Source organism: Stieleria mannarensis (assembly GCF_014154935.1).
GTDB classification, from domain to species: domain Bacteria; phylum Planctomycetota; class Planctomycetia; order Pirellulales; family Pirellulaceae; genus Stieleria; species Stieleria mannarensis.
In genome coordinates this window covers 11,785-31,181 of record NZ_JACEHH010000077.1, presented here as the reverse complement: position 1 = coordinate 31,181, position 19,397 = coordinate 11,785, and the positions used below count along the sequence as shown (strand labels likewise).

Sequence of the window (19,397 nt, the reverse complement as noted above, 5' to 3'; positions counted from 1 at the left end):
CGTTGCAGCCGCGGCTCCATCCGCGGAAGATTAATCCCATCCAGGGCAGTCTACGAAAAGCAAGAACTTGTGTAGATACCAATGCCCTGGCAGGGAGGGTCGAGCGCAGCGAGGGGAGGGTCGGTTGGTAGCAATCCACACATCGCTCGCCTGGATCAAAATTGTTTTGCCCCCCATCGTTTTGCCCCATCCTCTCTCATCCTCTCCCACCTTCCCCAACTGTCTTCATCATTCTGCCCCGTATCATTCTGCCAACCTTCCCCTCATCCACCGACCGCCGCCACTCGATCCACCATCGCCCCCTGCCGCCCCGCCTCTTCACGGTGGTCCGGTTCCACTTCGATCGTGATCGTCCCGCTGACGGATTCACTTTCCTGCGATGCGTCCGCGGCCCCCTTCCACCGGTACCGGAATCCTGAAACGCCGACTCGGATCGTTCTGGAAATCACCGACATCTCCGCCAGCTCCTCCGCCTCCTCCGCCGACTGATTCCCTTCGGCGATTTTCGCTGCGTTCTCTGTCGTCGAGGTTTCGACGCGATAGGCCAACGTCGCGATCAACGCTTGCACCGCTCGTACATCGACCCCTTGGCTGAATCGAACCCGCAATCGATCCGACGCGCGATCACCCTGGCTCAATTCTCCAACCTCTATCAGCTCCGCGTGGTGATGGGCGCGGTGATAGATCATCGTCCGGCCCAACTGGTTTCGGGTGACGATCGTCGCGCCCAGCAAGTCTCGTCGCGGTCGAATTGCCAGTTCCTCTCCCTCGATCGGTTCGCCTTCGATGCTGACGGTCAACTCCGCACCGTCGAATCGGGCCAGGCGGCTGGGATCGCTCAGCAGCGCCGACGCCCCGATGTTTTTGAAGGGCACATTGCGTTGCACGGAGAATTGGTCGTTGGAAAACGCAAAGGTGATCGGAGACAGCGGGGTGCCTTCCCAAATCGTCGTTTGTCCGTTCATGCCTGAGGACAACAGGTTTTGGCCGTCGGGCGAGATTGAAATGGACGTCACATCGCTTTCCGCGTTGACTTCGCTTTCAGCGTCCAATCGGAACAGTTTTTTATTCAGCGTAAACAATTCTTTGATCAAGCCATCCGATGTCGTTTCAGGGGTGCCCACCGCTTCGTCTTGCGCCGGATCCTTGGCGGCGATCGCGTCCAAGATCCGACTGGTGTCCCAGATGCCGATCCCTTTGCCCTGGCCGGTCACCAAACGTCGACGATCATACGACAATGCCAATGCCGTCGTTCCGCTGGCGTCTTCTTCATCCATTCGCGCAAGCAGCTTGCCTTGCAAGTCCCAGAACGCGACCGCGCGGTCGCCGTCACAGGTCACGATCCAGCTGCCGTCGTCGGCAAAGACGGCCGTCGACACCTTGCCCGGTTGCCAGGTTTCCATGATGCGTTCAAGTGTGCCGTCATCACCGAATCGCCACACGCTCGCACCGGTGTCGGTGCCGATCAGCACCAGGTTTCCATCGGGAGAGAACATCGCAAAATTCAACTCACGATGTTCTTGGTTGGGAATCGCCAACGGAACCGTCTCCCACGTCGTCGCGTTGAATTGCCATAATTTCCAGGTGCCATTGCGATCCGCGGTGATCATGCGATTCGGATCGGTCGGGTCGAAGACCGTGGACACGATCGGTCCGTCGTGTCGGCCGGCCAAGTGCACCGACGCGCGACTGGTCTCGCTCCAATCCATGCCATCGAATTCCCAAACACGGACGTTTCCTTCGCCGTCGCCGACGACCAGACGATCACTTTGACCGCTGGCGTTATCATAGGAAAAGTCGACCGCAGCGATGCTGGACGCCGGGCGAAAACTCCGTTTCAGCGTCGTAAAACTCAGGCCGCGGTCGTCCTCGGCGGCCAGCAATCGAGCCCCTTTGCCGCCGACCACCAACAGTTGACGCTCGCGCGCTTCATCGCCGACCACCATCGCGTTGGAGAGGTCACCGAGTTTCGAAGAATTCAATTCGGCGAAATCGGATCCCGCGTCGTTCCAGGACCAATAGCCCACACGGTAACGTGACGCCCTTGTTGATTCACCCGCGGAAGACGTCCGCGCCGGAAAGAACAGACTTAGCACCGCCTGATCGGATCCCGGCACGAAACGCGCCGATCGAATCGTCGGCCGATTATCGGTCCAGTCACGCCGTCCTTCTGGATCGGTCAATGCGAAATTGGCTTCCGGTTGAAAGGCGTCACCTTCGAGACGATACAGCTGGGCGATGGGGAATTCCGTGCCTTCGAGCGGGGCATGACCGACCAGCAATCGATCGCCACCGGTCGAGATGTCCAACGCCGTCACTGGTCCCTGCCACGGTAGTTTTGCTTCCTGTGTTCCGTCGTTCGCATTCCACTTGACCACTTCACCGTCCACGCCGGCAGTGAACAAGGACTGACCCGATGGCAAAAACGCCGCACAACTGACCGCCGATCGGTGTGCCCGAAATCGAGTCATTTGGCGTGGGGCCGACGATTCATCATCGACCTGGTACACGAAACAATGACCGGAGGAATCACCGACCATGAATCGCTGACCGTCGGAAGCAAAGCGAATCGTGGTCACGTCAGGGATTCTTCGCCGCAGGCGGTCCAGTTCGTCGAACCCTGCATTGCCAGAGCGGGCCGATACCGCCGACACACTCGCGCTGCGACGCTTGGATGCCGCGGCGGCCTGCTGGGTCAATTGCGTTTGGGCATAATCGGCCAACAAAGCGGTTTTCACCACGTCGCCGTTTTCATCGATCCGCCAATACCAGGCCGGTGTCATGTGTTCGTCGCTGCCGGTGACCACCAGCGTGGTCGGCGAATCTTGACGCCAGGCAACGTCGGCGGCACCGCGGTATCCGGTCCCGTCAAGTTTTAGCGTGTGGGTGCCGCGGTTGACGTCCCATAGCCGTGTGGTGTTGTCGCCGGCGGACGTCAACAACCGTTCGCCGTTGCGGTCCATCACGCCGGTGGCGGCCAACATGGCGTGCCCGTGGACCAGCATCTCGCCCGTCGCCCGCCCCGGATTTTGCAAATCCCACACTTCGACGGTCCCGTTGGCATACACCGTTGCGATCCATCGCCCGTCGCGTGAGTAAACTGATTTGAGCGCGCTGGACAACCCGCGTTCACTCGGTTGTCGACTCAAACGCACCTCGGGATCGGGCACCAAATCGCGGGGCATGGAATAATCTTGCCAGGCCCAAAGTTTCAATCCGTCATCGGCTCCCGACAACACGAATTGTCCTTGGCTGGCAAACACGCACGATTGAACCCAGCGGCCGTGACCGCTAAGCACTTTGTCAAGCTTCCAGGTTTCGCCGCTGGGCGTCCACACACGCACCGTGTTGTCGTTTCCGCCGGTGACGATGCATTGTTGATCCGCCAGTTGTCCGACGTCGATGCTGCGGATGCTGGCGGTGTGTCGGTCTCCGGGGGCGCCGATTTCTACTCGCTTGTTCGCCGCCAATTGGTTGCCGTCCAGCCGACCTTGCAACCGTCGTTTCAACAATTCGCTGCCCGACGCGACGACATCCGCCTGGGCCGAATCGAGACTCCAACGTAGCAAACTGCGATCGTACCCGCCCGAGAGTACGGACCGTCCGTCGGGGCTGAACACGGCGGCATAAACCGGACCGTCGTGGCCACGAAAATCGTACAACTTCTTCGCTTCGCCGACACCGCCGGAATTCGAAGTCGTCTTCCACACCCGAACCCTGCCGTCTTCACACGCGGTCACGACCAGATCGGGATCCTCCGTCGACAGCCGGGCGCTCCAGACCTTGGGATCCAAGTGGTCTGCCATCACGGAGCGTCGCTGGCCGCCGGCGCGATCCCAGACCACTGCGGTCCGGTCGGCGGCGCTCGTGACAACCTTCGTCGCATCGCTGGAAAAACCAACGCTCAACACTTCGGCCTTGTGTCCGTGAAGCAATCGCGGGGGTTGGGCGATTCCTTCAGGCGTGACCTCCCAAACACAGACGTCAAAATCACTCGGTCGTGTCGCCGCATCCGGATCGCGATGGCGAATGCCTGCCGCAGCTAGAAAACGGCCGTCACTTGAAACCGCGACCGCGTTGATCTTGACGCCGAAGCGGATCGTCGTCGGTTCGACTTCGGAATTCAGATCGCCAACACCCTGCCACAACAAAACATCCCCGTCGTCGGTCCCCGCGGCAAACACCAGCCCGTCACGCGAACTGGCCACGGCCTTGACATGGTCTTTGCCCGTCAGCGTCGCGACCGAAGCGGGACTCCAACTGTGTTTCAGGATTCCCCACTCGATGTGCCGCAATTGTGACATGACCGGATCGGCATCGGGCTTGGTCGGGTCCAGTTTATCCAGAATCCGCTCGGCCTTGTCACGCAGCTTGCGCCGGATTGATTCGGCGGCCAATCCGATCTCCGATCCATAGGGGGCTTCTTCGGCGCGGCGTTTTTCCAGTCGCGCTTCGGCTTCCAACCGCCGCGCTTGGCGTTGTGCCCGAAAGGCTTCATTGCGTGCGTTTTCGGCGTTCTCTTTTTCGGTTTCGGCCTTCGTTTTTAGGTTCGTGGCAATGACTTGTTGGTCGCGGGCATAATCCCGTTGGGTTTCCAGCGACTTGGCGTTTTCCAACGACTCCATGTAGAAGTACAGCGTCACGGCGACGACCGCCAAGATGGCTGCAATCGCTGTGCCCGCCGCGATCTTCGAAAACCAAGCCAATCGGCGGCGTGCGGCACGTTTGAGTTCCAATTTGGACAGCAGGTCGCGGTGCTCGGGATTTTCCGGATCCAGCACGGAGATCCCCAGTTCATAGTTTTCTTGGTCGAGCGCGTTTTTTGCGTGTGCCAAGGTTGCCAAACGCATCCCGCTGACCGCGGCGGTGTTGCCGTCCCAAAGTTTCAGTGCTTCTTCATAGGCGAATCGGGCGCGGGCAAACTCGTCACTGCTTTGATTCTTTTTCGCATTGGCAAAGTGCTCGTCGGCACTCTCGGACAACTTGATGCTTTCGCGATGCGATTGGTACTCACGAATCGCATCTTGCAGCTCTTGGACGCTCTGGTAACGGTCTTCCAACTTGGTCGCCATCGCTCGACGCGCGATGTCCACCAGTTCTCCCGTCCGCGTTGTGGGGATGATCTCGTTGGCCGCCGCCGCCAGCAAGGCTTCCCCGGTGTCGCCGGTCTTGGGGTGCGGCGGAGTTCCCGTGACGATCTCGTACAAGACCGCCCCCAGCAGGTAGATGTCGCTGACCACGCCCAGCTCGGACGGATTGTGGGCGGCCATCTCGGGCGCCATGTACGCCGGCGTGCCGGCCGGTCCGGTTGCGACCGAAGCCCATGGTTGGCTGGGATCCTTGGTGATCGAAACGGCGATCCCCCAGTCCATCACCGAGACTTCGCCGAACTCTCCCACCATGACGTTGTGGGGTTTGATGTCGCGGTGCAAAAAATTCCGGTCGTGGGCGAAGGCGATCGCGTCACAGACCTTCATCAGGATTTCCAAATTCTCCTGGTCCGTGTTCTCACCAATGAACTCATTCCAGGGTCGCCCTTGGACGTGCTTCATCGAGTAGAACGGGATTCCGGTCGCATCGCGTCCCAGTTCATAAATCGGAACGATGTTGGGGTGTTCCAGTTGGCCGGTGACGACGACTTCGGAAATGAACTGGCTTTCGCCCACGCTTCCGGCGCCGGCCAATTCGGCCATCGGCACCTTGACCGCTACGTTTCGGTCCAGCGACGTTTGGCGGGCCGACCAGACGCGGCCCATGCTGCCCTCGCCGATCACTTCGGACAGCTCGTAATCGCCTTCGCTGGCCCCCTTGGTGCCGGGTTTTCCCTTGGTGATTTTTCGCGTCGCGATGCTCAGCGTCGGGCTTTCGACTTTCGTTTCCGTCGAGGGCTGGTGCGAACTGAGCGTGCTTTCGGCGGTGAATCCCCCGCCGCCGAAGGTCGATTCCCAAGTCCGCTCGACACGCCGTCGAAACTGTGGCGACAGACGCCGCGGCTGGATCAACCCTTCACTGCTGTTCGGTTCGCCCCGCGGGCTGTCCGGCTCCACCGCCGTCGGATCAAATCCGCTCGCTACGGGCGCCTTCTCGCTGGACTGATCGCCGGCTGTTTCGACGGGCGCCTCGTCACGCTCCGGGCGGTCATCGGGCGGATCAGGCCGGGCTTCATCGCGATCCGCTTTGGGGGCGGCAAACGGAGACGAGGGCGCATCGTCAACTTTTGCGGCCGATTCGGAGGTCGGGGCGTCGGGGATGATTTCTTCGTTGCCGGTAAAAAAGCACGCGCAGCTTCCGCAACGCCCATTCGCCTGGTCGCGTTGGCTACACCGCGAACCGCAATAAGAACAGATTAGCGCCATGATGCTGGTCTCCGTGCTGACAATTGATTTCGATAGCGTCTGGTCGGCAACGATTCGGGTTGCGACGACGAGCGACGCGAACCTCTGGCGTCTCGCATGGTATCCCGCTTGGCGATGCCGGCGGCCAAAATGATGCCGCCGCTGGAAACGACCGGAACGCTACCGAGTCGTTCGACGCTGCTGAGGTTCGCCCCACCGCCCGCTCCCGCATCGAGCTGCTTTGGCGGCAGGGCTTCTTGATCGGCGTCGGTTCGATCCGCGTCGCCTTCCTCGGCGGGGGTGTGCTCGGATTGGACCGGGGCGTCCGTTTGTGCTTCGATCGGTTGGCCGTCGCGAATGATGAAATCCAACACCAGACGCTCGGTTTGGCCTTCGATCAAGTAGATTCGATAGCGATCGTCCGGCAATCGCTTGAACAGTTCCGGCAGTTGGCTGAGTTCGAATCCCGCACCGGAATCGGGGTCTTCCAAGTCCGGCAGACTGTATTCTTCTCGCCCCTGTTCGGAATCCCAAAGTTTGACTTCGCCTTCCGACTCCGCACCAAACGAAACGATTCGCAGCACGTAGTAACGTTGGCTGGTCACGACGGCCGAACCGACCGAATTGTTCAATTGCAACGGTGGGGCGACAACGACGATGCGTTGGGTCGCCGGGGTGGTGATCACAATCTGCTCGATCGTGCGCACGAAGGTGACGCTGTCGGATTCGGGCAGGGGCGCCGAAAACGGCAACAGCGCGCCTTCCACTTGCAGCGTCACCGTTGTGGTAAACTCCGGTCGATCGAGTACATCGGTCGCATTTTGCGTCAACACGATCGAGCCGTCCGCGATCGACGTCAGTGCGACGTTGACGATGATGTCACCCTGGTTCGGGGCGACGTCATAGGAGTGTTGAAAGTTCGCCGCGACCCCACCGGTGCTGATGTCTTGCTCCAGCGGGTTGCGACGCGCCGGGTCGCTGTCCCCTGGATTGCCTTCCAACCAGTCCACCTGGGCGACGAACCCCAGACCCGACGGATCGTTGACCGTTACATCGATTTCGGCGTTTCGCTGGGTTCCGCCGAGCCGTTCACCGACTTGAACACCGCTGATCGGATTGCCGGAATTGACCAGCACGCCGCTGATCCTGCCCTTGTTGGTTGCTACGATGGCCGAATCGTTCAGCGTCAACGATCCCGAGCCGGCGCCGTCGGCGTTGGCCGCGATGCTGACCCCGACCGCGTCGTTGTTTCCGGTGGTGACCCGGCCCGCGCCTAAGATCGTGAGGTCATCGTCGGCACTCAAGTTGATCTGACCGCTACCGGAGCTGATCGATCGAACGACGACCAAGTCGGATGCCGCGCCGGAGGCCTGCACCGAGATCGCTCCGCCGACCGTGGTGATCGCGTCAGCGGCCGACCGGCCGTTGTCCACGACGATCGTGCCCCCGGCGTTGATGTCGACATCGCCGGCGCCAAGCTGGTTGGCATTGATGATCGTGATCGCGTCGGTTTCCGCGATCTGAATATCCCCGGAACCTCGATTGATCGCGCTGAGCGCCGAGACGGTGGTGCCCAGATCGATCCCCGTCATCGCATCGACCGACAGCCCGTTGGCCGTGATCGCCCCGCCGGACTGCTGCACGGCGCCACCGGATGCGGTCAGCGCGAAATTGTCATTTGCGTGGGCGATTGCGGTGTCCAAGGTCAGGTCGCCCGACGAGGTGGCGAGACTGATCGTTTGCGTCGATGCATCGGTTGACAGCGCAGTGATCTGGCTGGTGTTCAATGCGCCTTGGTTGATCAAGGAAATATCGCCGGCGGCGCCGGTGCCCGAACTGGAAAGCTCATAGGAGTTTGCATCGGCTGAAATCGCCGTGCCGATCCCAATGCCTCCGGCGGCCGACAGGCGTAGCACGCCGGCGGTCGCGACCGATCCACCGATCAGATCGCCCGATGTCGCGATCAACGTCAAGTCGTCGCTCGTATTTCCGATCGCACCATCGACCGTCAACGGACCCGCGGAAGCTGTCAACGTGACGGATTGAGTGGATCCGTGGGTCGACAAACCGGTGATCTGGCTGGTGTTCAACGCACCGGTGTCGATCAGGTTGATGTTTCCGGCCGCCCCGGAGGCGGCTGAGGTCAAATCGTAGCTCGCCGCGTCGGCGACGACGGCAGTAGCGATCCCGATGCCGCCGCCGGCCGATAGCGTCAGACTGTTGGCCGTCACCGCCGCCCCGCCATTGATGTTTCCGGCGGGAGTGGCGAATCGCAAATCGTCGTTGGCGTCGCCGATCGCGCCGCCCATATTGAAATCTCCGCTGCTGATCGTCACGTCGATCGTTTGGGCCGACCCGTCGGTGGTGATCATCAAATTGGCCGAGTCGGCTTCGACGATCGTGATGTTACCGGCCGATCCGATTCCCGCGGACGTCAGGTTGATGGTGTTGGCGTTGGTGTCAAACGCGGTTCCGATCCCGATCCCGCCGCCTGCTTTGACGGTCAACGTATTGGCCGTCACCGTCGATCCACCACCGACATTACCGGTGCTTGCTGTCAACGATAAGTCGTCGTTGGCATCACCGATCGGTCCGACCACATCCAGGTTGCCCGACGACACGGTGATGTCTACGGTCTGGGCCGATGCCGCCGTGGTGATCGACAAATCGACCGCATCGGATTCCACGACGGTGATGTTTCCCGCCGCGCCGGATCCGTCGGTGGTCAGGTTCAACACGTCGGCGTTGGTGCCCAGCGCCGTGCCGACGCCGATCCCGCCCGATGAGACAACCGTCAATGTCGCCGCCGATGCGCTCGCACCGCCGACGACGTTTCCGGCGCCGGTGCGGAGCGTCAAATGATCGGTCGTGTTTCCGATCGCAGCGCCGACGACCAGATCGCCCGACGACGCGGTCAAGTCGATCGTTTGCACCGATGCGTCGGTTGCCAGCGTGACCTGGGCGGTGTTCAAACCGCCGCCGCTGACCAATGAGATATTGCCGGCCGCGCCAACCCCCGCGGTGGTCAAGTTGTACGTCGCGGCGTCGGCGGTGACCGCCGTACCGATGCCGATCCCGCCACCGGCGCTGAGGGTCAAGTCGTTGGCGGTCACGGTCCCACCGCCGACGATGTTCCCGCTGGTCGCGGCAAACATCAAGCTGTCGTTGCCATCGCCGATCGCGCCGCCGACGGTGAAGTCGCCGGTCGACAGAGTGACCGAGATCGTCTGTGCCGAGGCGTCGGTTGCGATCAACAGGTTCGCCGCGTCCGCTTGAACCACACGGATGTCGCCCGCCGCACCGACGCCGGCCGAGGTCAGATCCAATGTGTTGGCGTCGGTTTGCAACGGAACCCCGTTGCCGATGCCGCCGCTGGAGTTGACCGTCAACGTGTCGGCGGTCACCAGTCCGCCGCCGACCACGTCACCACTGGACGTGATCAACACCAGGTCATCGTTGGCGTCACCGATCGCGCTGTTGACCGTCAGATTTCCGTTGCTGACCGTGACGCTGACCGATTGGGAGGACGCCGCAGTCGTGATTGACAGATTGACCGCATCGGCCTCGACCACCGTGATGTTGCCGGCGCCGTTGCTGCCGCTGGTCGTCAGATCCAAGTTGTCGGCGTCGGTCTGCAGTGCGGTGCCGATACCGATCCCGCCGCCGGCGACCACCGTCAAATTCGCCGCCGTCGCCGTCGCACCACCGACGACGTTGCCATTGGTCGCACTCAGGACCAGATGATCGCCCGCCTCACCGATCGCCGCGTCGACGGTCAGGTTGCCGGTTGATGCGGTCAAGCTGACCGTTTGTGTCGTCGTCGCGGTTGACAATCCCGTGATCTGACTGGTGCTCAGCGAATTGGTGTCGATCAGGGTGATGTCGCCGTCGGAACCGGCTCCCGAAGTCGTCAGGTTGTAGCTTGTCGCGTTGGCGGTGACCGCGGTGCCGACACCGATGCCACCACCGGCTTGCAACACCAATGCATCGGCCGTCACCGTCCCGCCGCCCACGATGTCTCCGGTCGTCGCGACGAAGGTCAAACTGTCACCGCCGTCGCCGATCGCACCGCCGATCGTGAAGTCGCCTGCGATTTGCGTCAGCTGGATCAACTGGGCCGACGCGTCGGTCGTCACCGAATAGGTGCTCGCATCGGATTCGACCACACGGATGTTCCCGGCCGCTCCGACGCCCGTTGTCGTCAAGTCCAGCGTGTCGGCCGTTGTACTCAAGACGGTTCCGATGCCGATTCCCCCGCTTGCCGCCACCGTCAACGTCGCCGCGGTTGCCGTCGCACCGCCAACGACGTTGCCGGCCGCTGCGCTGAGCGTCAGACTGTCGGTTGCGTTGCCGATCGCCCCGCCGACGATCAGATCGCCGCCCAATGCATCCAGGCGAACGAGCTGCGCCGAAACGTCGGTCGACAGCGTGACCTGGGCGGTGTTCAGTGTGCCGGTGTCGAACAACATGATGTTGCCGGCAGCCGCATTGCCAGCACTGGTCAAATGATACGTTGTCGCATCGGCAGTGACGGCGGTGCCGATTCCGATTCCGCCCCCGGCCTCCAAACGAAGTTGGTTGGCCGTCGCGGTTGCCCCGCCGACCACATCGCCGACCAACGCGCGAAGCGTCAAGTTGTCGACCGTGTCGCCAATCGCGTTGTTGATCGTCATGTCTCCCGTCGACGCGGTCAATTCGACCGTTTGGGAGGACGCGTCGGTCGTCAACGCCACTTGGCTGGTGTTGAGTGCATTGACATCGACCAGACGGATGTTGCCCGCCGAACCGACGCCCGCGGAGATCAAGCTGTAGCCGGACGCATCGGCCGCGACCGCGGTTCCGATGCCGATGCCGCCGCTTGCATTGAGGGTTACGGTTGATGCCGTCAACGTCGCGCCCCCGCCGACGATATTTCCGGCAAACGCGGTCAGGTTCAAGTTGTCGGTCGCATCACCGATCGCACCGCCGACCGTCACGTTGCCACTGGTTGCGGTCAATCGTATCGTCTGGGATGACCCCGCCGTAGAAAGCGTGGTGATCTGGTTGGTGTTCAGCGCCCCGGTGTCGACGAGTGTGATGTCCCCGGCCGCCGCCGCACCGCTGCTGGTCAGACTGTACGTGGCGGCGTTGGCGGTGACCGCGGTCCCGATTCCGATGCCGCCGTTGGCGTCGAGCGTCAGCAGATTGGCCGTGACCGTACCACCGCCGACGATGTCCCCGGCCGTTGCGATGAAGGTCAAATTGTCATTGCCGTCGCCGATCGCACCGCCGATCGTCAGGTCACCACCGGCTGCGGTCAGACGGATCGTTTGAGACGACGCGTCGGTGGTCAGCGTCGTGATCTGATTGGTGTTCAGCGCTCCGGCGTCCACCAGCGTGATGTCGCCCGCCGCACCGATCCCGGCAGAAGTCAAACTGTACGTCGTCGCGTCGGCCGTGACCGCCGTCCCGATTCCGATTCCGCCACCGGCGCTCAAGGTCAAATCGTTGGCCGTCACCGTTCCGCCGCCGACGATGTTTCCCGCCGTGGCGCTCAAGGCCAGACTGTCGTTGCCGTCGCCGATCGCACCGCCTAAGGTGAAGTCCCCGGTCGAAACGGTCACGTTGATCGTTTGTGCTGACGCGTCCGTCGTGACCGATAGATTCGCGGCGTCGGCTTGAATGACCGTGATGTTGCCGGCAAGCCCCACACCACTGGTTGTCAGATTCAACGTGTTGGCGTCAGTCATCAACGCCGATCCGTTGCCAATCGCTCCGCTAGCCGTGACCGTCAACGTCTCGGCGGTCGCGGTTGCGCCGCCGACGACATCGCCGGTCGTGGAAACGAGAGTCAAATTGTCGGTGCCGTTGCCGATCGCAGACCCGAGCGTCAAGTTTCCCGTGGACGCGGTCAGGCTGACGGTTTGCGTTGTTGCGTCGGTTGCAATTGTGGTGATCTGGTTGGTGTTGAGTGCACCGGAATCGATCAGCGAGATGTTGCCCGCGGCGCCGGTTCCCGAGGTGGTCAGACTGTAGCTGCTCGCATCGGCGGTCACCGCCGTGCCGATGCCGATCCCGCCGCCGGCATTGAGGGTCAAGGTTGCGGCGGTCGCGCTCGCGCCGCCGACGATGTTGCCGACGGTCGCGACCAGGGTCAAGTCGTCGGCCGTGTCGCCGATCGCGTTTCCGATCGTCAGGTTGCCGGTCGAGGCGGTCAGGCTGACGAGTTGAGCCGAAGCATCGGTCGTCAACGACGCGATTTGATTGGTGTTCAAGGCTCCCGTATCGACCAATGCGATGTTGCCGGCGCTGCCGATCCCGGCGGTGGTCAGATCGTAGCTGGTCGCATTCGCGTTGACCGCGGTACCGATCCCGATGCCGCCGCTGGCGTCCAGGGTCAACGTGGCCGCGGTTGCCGTCCCCGCACCGCCTACGATGTCGCCGGCCACGGCGGTCAGATTCAAGTCATCGCCGGAATGACCGAGTGATCCGCCGACGGTCAAGTCACCCGTGGTCGCGGTCAGACTGATCGTTTGGGACGATCCGGCGGTCGACAGCGTGGTGATTTGGCTGGTGTCGAGGGCACCGGTGTCAATGAGAGTGATGTTCCCTGCCGCGCCGACTCCGCCGCTGGTCAGGCTGTACGTGTTCGCGTTGGCGGTGACGGCGGTCCCGATGCCGATGCCTCCGCTGGCGTTGAGTGTCAAGGCGTTGGCGGTCACGGTTCCGCCGCCGACGATGTCGCCGGCCGAAGCGATGAAGGTCAAGCTGTCGTTGCCGTCGCCGAGCGCGCCGCCGACGGTGAAGTCGCCGGTCGAGAGCGTGACGCTGATGGTTTGGCCCGACGCATCGGTGCTGACCATCAAACTGGCCGCGTCGGCTTGGATGACGGTGATGTCGCCCGCAGCGCCCAACCCGGCGGTTGTCAGATCCAGCGTGTTGGCATCGGTGGAAAGCGCCGTTCCGACCCCGATGCCACCGCTGGCATTGACCGTCAACGTATCGGCCGTGACGGTCGCTCCGCCGACGACGTTGCCGCCCGACGTGGTCAGGTTGACGTTGTCGTTCGCGTCACCGATCGCTCCATTGACGGTTAAGTCGCCGGCGGTGATGGTCACGTCGACCGTTTGCGCCGACGCATCCGTGGCGATGGAAAGGTTCGTCGCATCGGCTTCGATGATGGTGATGTTGCCCGCCGCGGCGAGTCCGCCGCTGGTCAGTGCCAGCGTCGCAGCGTCGGAGTTGAACGCGGTTCCGATGCCGATGCCGCCGGCCGCGTTGATCGTCAACACCGCTGCGGTCACGAGCGACCCGCCGACGACATTGCCGGCGCTGGACACCAGCGTCAGATTGTCGGCGGCGTCGCCGATCGCCGCACCGGCGGTCAAGTCGCCGGTGGTCGCGGTCAGGCTGATCGTTTGCGTTGTTCCGTCGGTCGCAAGCGTGATCTGGTTGGTATTCAGCGCACCGGTGTCGATCAGCGTGATGTTGCCTGCGGCGTTGGACCCCGCCGTGGTCAAACTGTAGCTGGTCGCGCTGGCGGTCACCGCCGTCCCGATGCCGATCCCGCCGCCAGCATTGAGTGTCAAGGTTGCGGCGGTGGCGGTCGCACCGCCGACGATGTTGCCGGCAGTCGCGATCAGGGTCAAGTCGTCGACCGTGTCGCCGATCGCGGTTCCGATCGTCAGGTTGCCGGTCGAGGCGGTCAGGCTGACGGTTTGTGCCGAAGCGTCGGTTGATAGCGTGGCAAGCTGATTGGTGTTGAAGGCTCCGGTATCGACCAACGCGATGTTGCCGGCGCTTCCGACAGCGGCAGTGGTCAGGTCATAGCTGGTCGCATTCACGTTGACCGCGGTTCCGATCCCGATCCCGCCGCTGGCGTCGAGAGTCAAGGTCGCCGCGATTGCCGTTCCCGCACCGCCGACGATGTCACCGGCCAAAGCGGTCAGATTCAAGTCGTCTGCCGAATGACCGATCGATCCGCCGACGGTCAAGTCGCCCGTGGTCGCGGTCAGGCTGATCGTTTGGGTCGATCCGGCGGTCGACAGCGTGGTGATTTGGTTGGTATTGAGGGCACCGGTGTCAATCAGGGTGATGTCGCCCGCCGCGCCGACACCGCCGCTGGTCAGGTTGTAAGTGGCCGCGTTGGCCGTCACTGCGGTCCCGATGCCGATGCCGCCGCTGGCGTCAAGTGTCAGGGCATTGGCGGTCACGGTGCCACCGCCGATGATGTCTCCGGCCGACGCGATGAAGGTCAAGCTGTCGTTGCCGTCACCGAGCGCGCCGCCGACGGTGAAGTCGCCGGTCGAGAGTGTGACGCTGATGGTTTGCCCCGAGGCATCGGTGCTGACCATCAAACTGGCCGCGTCAGCTTGAATGACGGTGATGTCGCCCGCGGCGCCGACCCCGGCGGTTGTCAGATCCAGCGTGTTGGCATCGGTGGAAAACGCCGTTCCGATGCCGATGCCGCCGCTGGCGACCACCGTCAACGTGTCGGCCGTCACGGTCGCTCCCCCGAGGACGTTTCCGCCCGACGCGGTCAGGTTGATGTTGTCGTTTGCATCACCGATCGCACCATTTATGGTCAAGTCGCCGCTGGTGATCGTCACGTCGACCGTTTGCGCCGACGCATCGGTGGCGATGGACAGATTGGCCGCGTCGGCTTCGATGAGAGTGATGTTTCCCGCCGCGGCGAGTCCACCGCTGGTCAGCGCGAGAGTTGCAGCGTCGGCATTGAACGCCGTGCCGATGCCGATGCCACCGGCCGCATTGATGGTCAGCGTCGCCGCGGTCACGCTCGCCCCGCCGACGACATCGCCGGCACTGGAAATCAACGTCACGTTGTCTGCGGCATCGCCGATCGCCGCACCGGCGGTCAAGTCGCCGGTCGATGCGGTCAGGCTGACGGTTTGCGTTGTTGCGTCGGTTGCAATTGTGGTGATCTGGTTGGTGTTGAGTGCACCGGAATCGATCAGCGAGATGTTGCCCGCGGCGCCGGTTCCCGAGGTGGTCAGACTGTAGCTGCTCGCATCGGCGGTCACCGCCGTGCCGATGCCGATCCCGCCGCCGGCATTGAGGGTCAAGGCTGCGGCGGTCGCGGTCGCACCGCCGACGATGTTGCCGGCGGTCGCGACCAGGGTCAAGTCGTCGGTCGTGTCGCCGATCGCGTTTCCGATCGTCAGGTTGCCGGTCGAGGCGGTCAGGCTGATGGCCTGGGCCGAGGCATCGGTCGTCAGTGATGCGATTTGATTGGTGTTGAAGTCTCCGTTGTCGACCAATGCGATGTTGCCGGCGGCGGCGATTCCGGCGGTGGTCAGGTTGTAGCTGGTTGCATTGACGTTCACCGCGGTTCCGATGCCGATCCCGCCGCCGGCGTTGAGTGTCAGGCTGTTGGCGGTCACCGCTGCACCGCCGACCAGATTGCCGGAGGATGCGATCAAGGAAATGTCGTCGTTCGCATCGCCGATGGTTCCGCCCGTGGTCAGGTCACCGGTCGTGACGGTAACACTGACCGTCTGTGCGGACGCTGCTGCGGTCGCGATCGAGAGGCTGACCGCATCGGCTTCGATGACGGTGATATTCCCGGTCGCGTTGGCGCCGCCGCTGGTCAGATCGAGTGTGGTGCTGTCGGTTTGGAGTGTTGTGCCGATTCCGATCCCCAGTCCCGCGTTGATCGTTAGGGTTGCGGCGGTCGCGGTCGCTCCTCCGATCACGTTGCCGGCCGTTGCGAGCAATGTCAGATCGTCGGTGGCGTTGCCGATTGCGGTGCCAACGGTCAAGTCGCCCGTGTCGGCGGTCAGGCTGACCGTTTGCGCGGTGCCGGCTGTGCTGAGTGTGGCGAATTGATTCGTATTGAGCGTGTTGGTGTCGTGGAACGTGATGTTTCCGGCAGCGCCGGTGGCGGCCGTCGTCAGGTGATAGGTCGTCGCGTTGGCGGTGACGGCGGTTCCGATCCCGATGCCGCCGCCGGCGGTCAGGGTCAACGTGGCGGCGGTCGCTGTCATCCCGCCGACAAGATCGCCAGCGGTCGCGGTCAGGTTCAGGTGGTCAATCGTGTTGCCGATCGCGGCATCGATGGTCAGGTCACCGGTGGTTGCTGTCAGGCTGACCGTTTGCACCGACGCGACACTTGAGAGCGTCGAGATCTGGCTGGTGTTGAGCGATCCGGTATCCACCAGGGTGATGTTTCCGAGCGCGCCTACGCCGGCAGACGTCAGGCTGTAGGTTGTCGCATCGGCAGAAAACGCGGTGCCGATTCCGATTCCACCGCTGGCATTGATGGTCAGCAAATTGGCCGTCACCGTTGCCCCCCCGTCAACATCCCCGGCCAACGTGATCAACGTGACGTTGTCGTTTGCGTCGCCGGAATTGCTGTTGACGGTCAAGCCGCCGCCGGTAGAGGTGATCTGGACGGCTTGGGCGGTGGCGTCGGTTGCGACCGAAAGGCTGGCACCGTCGGCTTCGATGACCGTGATATCCCCGGCGTTGCCGGTTCCGCCGCTGGTCAAATCCAGTGTGTCGACATTGGTAGTGAAGGTGGTGCCGACCCCGATTCCGCCGCTGGCATTCAAGGTGAGCGTTGCCGCGGTCACGGTGCCACCGCCGACGATGTCGCCTCCGGTCGTTTGAAGATCGGCGTCGCCAACTCCGGCGTCGATCGCGGCGCCCACGGTGATCTCACCGGTATGGGTGAGCGTCACTTGTCCGTCACCGCTGGTGATTGCCCCGCCGGAGTTGTCAAAATCCACACCGGATGAAGTGAACGTACCGCCGTTGGTGGTCACCACGTCGCGAATTCGCACGTTGCCCGCCGCAATATTTTGATCGGTTTGCGTCCCGCTGTTGTCATTGGCGGTCAAGACAATATCCAGTGTGCCCATCGACGCGGTCACTGTGCCACGCAAATCAATGCTTCCGGCTGCGACCAATGTCAGGGTGACCGATTGCGCGGTGCTGAGGACAATGTCCGCATTGGCATTAAGCTGGATATCGCCATCGTCGCTGTCATCGTTGGTGTCACCGGAGTCGGTGGTGATCGTGACGTTGGTCCCCGCATCGAGCGCCGCGTTGATGATGTCGTCGCCGATGTTGGCGTTGTTTCCGATGGGTGTGAACACACCGCCGCTGTCGGGGATGTTGTTCTGGGTTGAACCGTCTGAGATGATGACATCCAAGGGGTCCAGCAACCACGTGCCCGCGACGCCGGAAACGGCGCTCGCATTCACCGAGCTGGCGGATACATCAAGCGTCACTTTTCCCGATGTTTCAATCAGCCCGCCGTCTCCATCGTCAGCACCGCCGCGCGCGGTGATCGTGCCATGCATACGTGTCGTATGGTCGGCCCAGACGATCACTTTCCCGCCATGCCCGTAGTGAGTTGCGTCGGCGCGGAGGATCGACTGCTGAGAAACGTACGTGACGAAGGCATTGCGGGGCATTCCTTTGCCCAGATAATCTCCGCCGATCAAAACCGTCCCTCCGCCGGCGGCCCCCGAGGCGTTGATGCGTGCCGAGTCGAGCAAGCCGACGTTTGTTCCCAGAACATGGACGACCCCGCCTTGTCCGTTTGCGCCGGTCGAGGAAACGTCGATCAGACCGCGAACGATCGTGACGCCTTGATCGCCGCTGTCGAGTGAAACCAACCCCGCGGAAGCTTCGATCGATCCCGATACGTCAATCGCCGCCCCCGTCAAGCGAACCGTTCCGCCGTGGTTCGTGATACTGCCCGATTCAGCCAGCGACAACTCTTCGGTCGCGGTGATTTCAATCGCGGCGTGATCGGTATGGACGGCAGATTCGAATTGCACATGGCCCGCCGTCACGGTCAAGTCACCGCCGCCGAGAACAGTTTCGCCCGCAAAGACGATCGAATCGTGCGCGTCACCTTGAAAGACAAGACTCGCGGCGAACGAATCCGCCAGCCCGCGGACTTCAATCTGTTGCCCTTCGGATTCATCGTCGACATCCGAAACGAATCGCAACTCTTCGTCGGGCGTGTCCAGCGACAGTGTCAGCGGCGGTTGCGTCTCGAGCATCGATTCGGACGCGTGCCAAACCTGAATCTGACTGACGCCCGGGCTATCGGAACGATCGATTGCGACACGGTCGACACCATTTCCCAGTTGGACGGTCAGACCGTCCGACGTCACATCCTGGCTCAAGGTCTCGATGCCGACCCATTGCAGGTTCGCCGTGCCGGAATCCGACCGCAGTTCCGACTGGATCATTCCCGGGGCATTGATCGCATGAATCAGGGACTGGATGTGTTCGGCGGTGACCAGGCGAACGTGATCGCGACCTTCGCCGCCGTCAAATCGAATTTGCTGCTCCGCCAACGAACCGTCACCGAGATCCACGACCAGCGAATCGTCGTCGGCCGAACCTTGGATCGTGATCGCGTCGGCGTGGTCGATCGACACGCTGTTGACGTGTTCCCCATTGACGCGGACGTGCAGCTGGTCCTGGTCGAACGTCAGATGAAATGCATCGGCGTGTCCGTCATTGGCATCGACGCCGGCATCGATCACCAATTCGCCGGCCAGAGCATCGCCGTTGAGCACGCGCCGTGTCTCCAGCCGCGTGACATTCAATTCGGCAACCAGATCTTTTCTCCGTCGCTCCTTGCGTCTGCGACGCACCGGCAGGCGAGCGCCGGCAAGTTTTTGGATCCAATTGCTGAGAGTCATGATGGCGCGACACGAAAAGCCGAAAAAAGCGTTGACACAGCGACGATTGACGCAACCTTCAAATCTTAACACATCGCCTTTGAATCACCGTCAAAAACACCGACGCTTGCGCAACCGTCCCCGTGTAATTTCGGAACAAACGGATCAGATTCTCAAGGATTGCCGGATCTCAATCTGCTTGCGTGGCGATTCTGGTCATCTAATGGATTTGATCGGGATGTAGCGGTCCTGCCTGATTGATCGACCGCCGTCACAAACTGCAGAGCAAGGACAACCGGCGACGAATCGATATCAAGCTCGAAAAACTCTGGCCTGCATGCACAACGACCGCCAGCAGCAGCCCGCAGATCGGAGCGGCTGACTTATTGCTCCGTGCAACAACCCTTGGGAACGTGAC

At 62.2% G+C, this 19,397-nt stretch carries 2 protein-coding genes; both read right to left on the bottom strand.

The genetic code is table 11. The features are described from left to right. Positions 1–263: 263 nt before the first annotated feature. Positions 264–6,356 (bottom strand): protein kinase domain-containing protein, encoded by a 6,093-nt coding sequence (locus H1B37_RS30600; RefSeq protein WP_182871093.1) that lies wholly within the window; start codon positions 6,354–6,356, stop codon positions 264–266. Next, complete coding sequence (locus tag H1B37_RS30595; protein WP_182871092.1) at positions 6,347–19,000, bottom strand: S-layer family protein; 12,654 nt, start codon at positions 18,998–19,000, stop codon at positions 6,347–6,349. The genes H1B37_RS30600 and H1B37_RS30595 overlap by 10 nt, the downstream gene beginning before the upstream one ends. Positions 19,001–19,397: the final 397 nt, after the last annotated feature.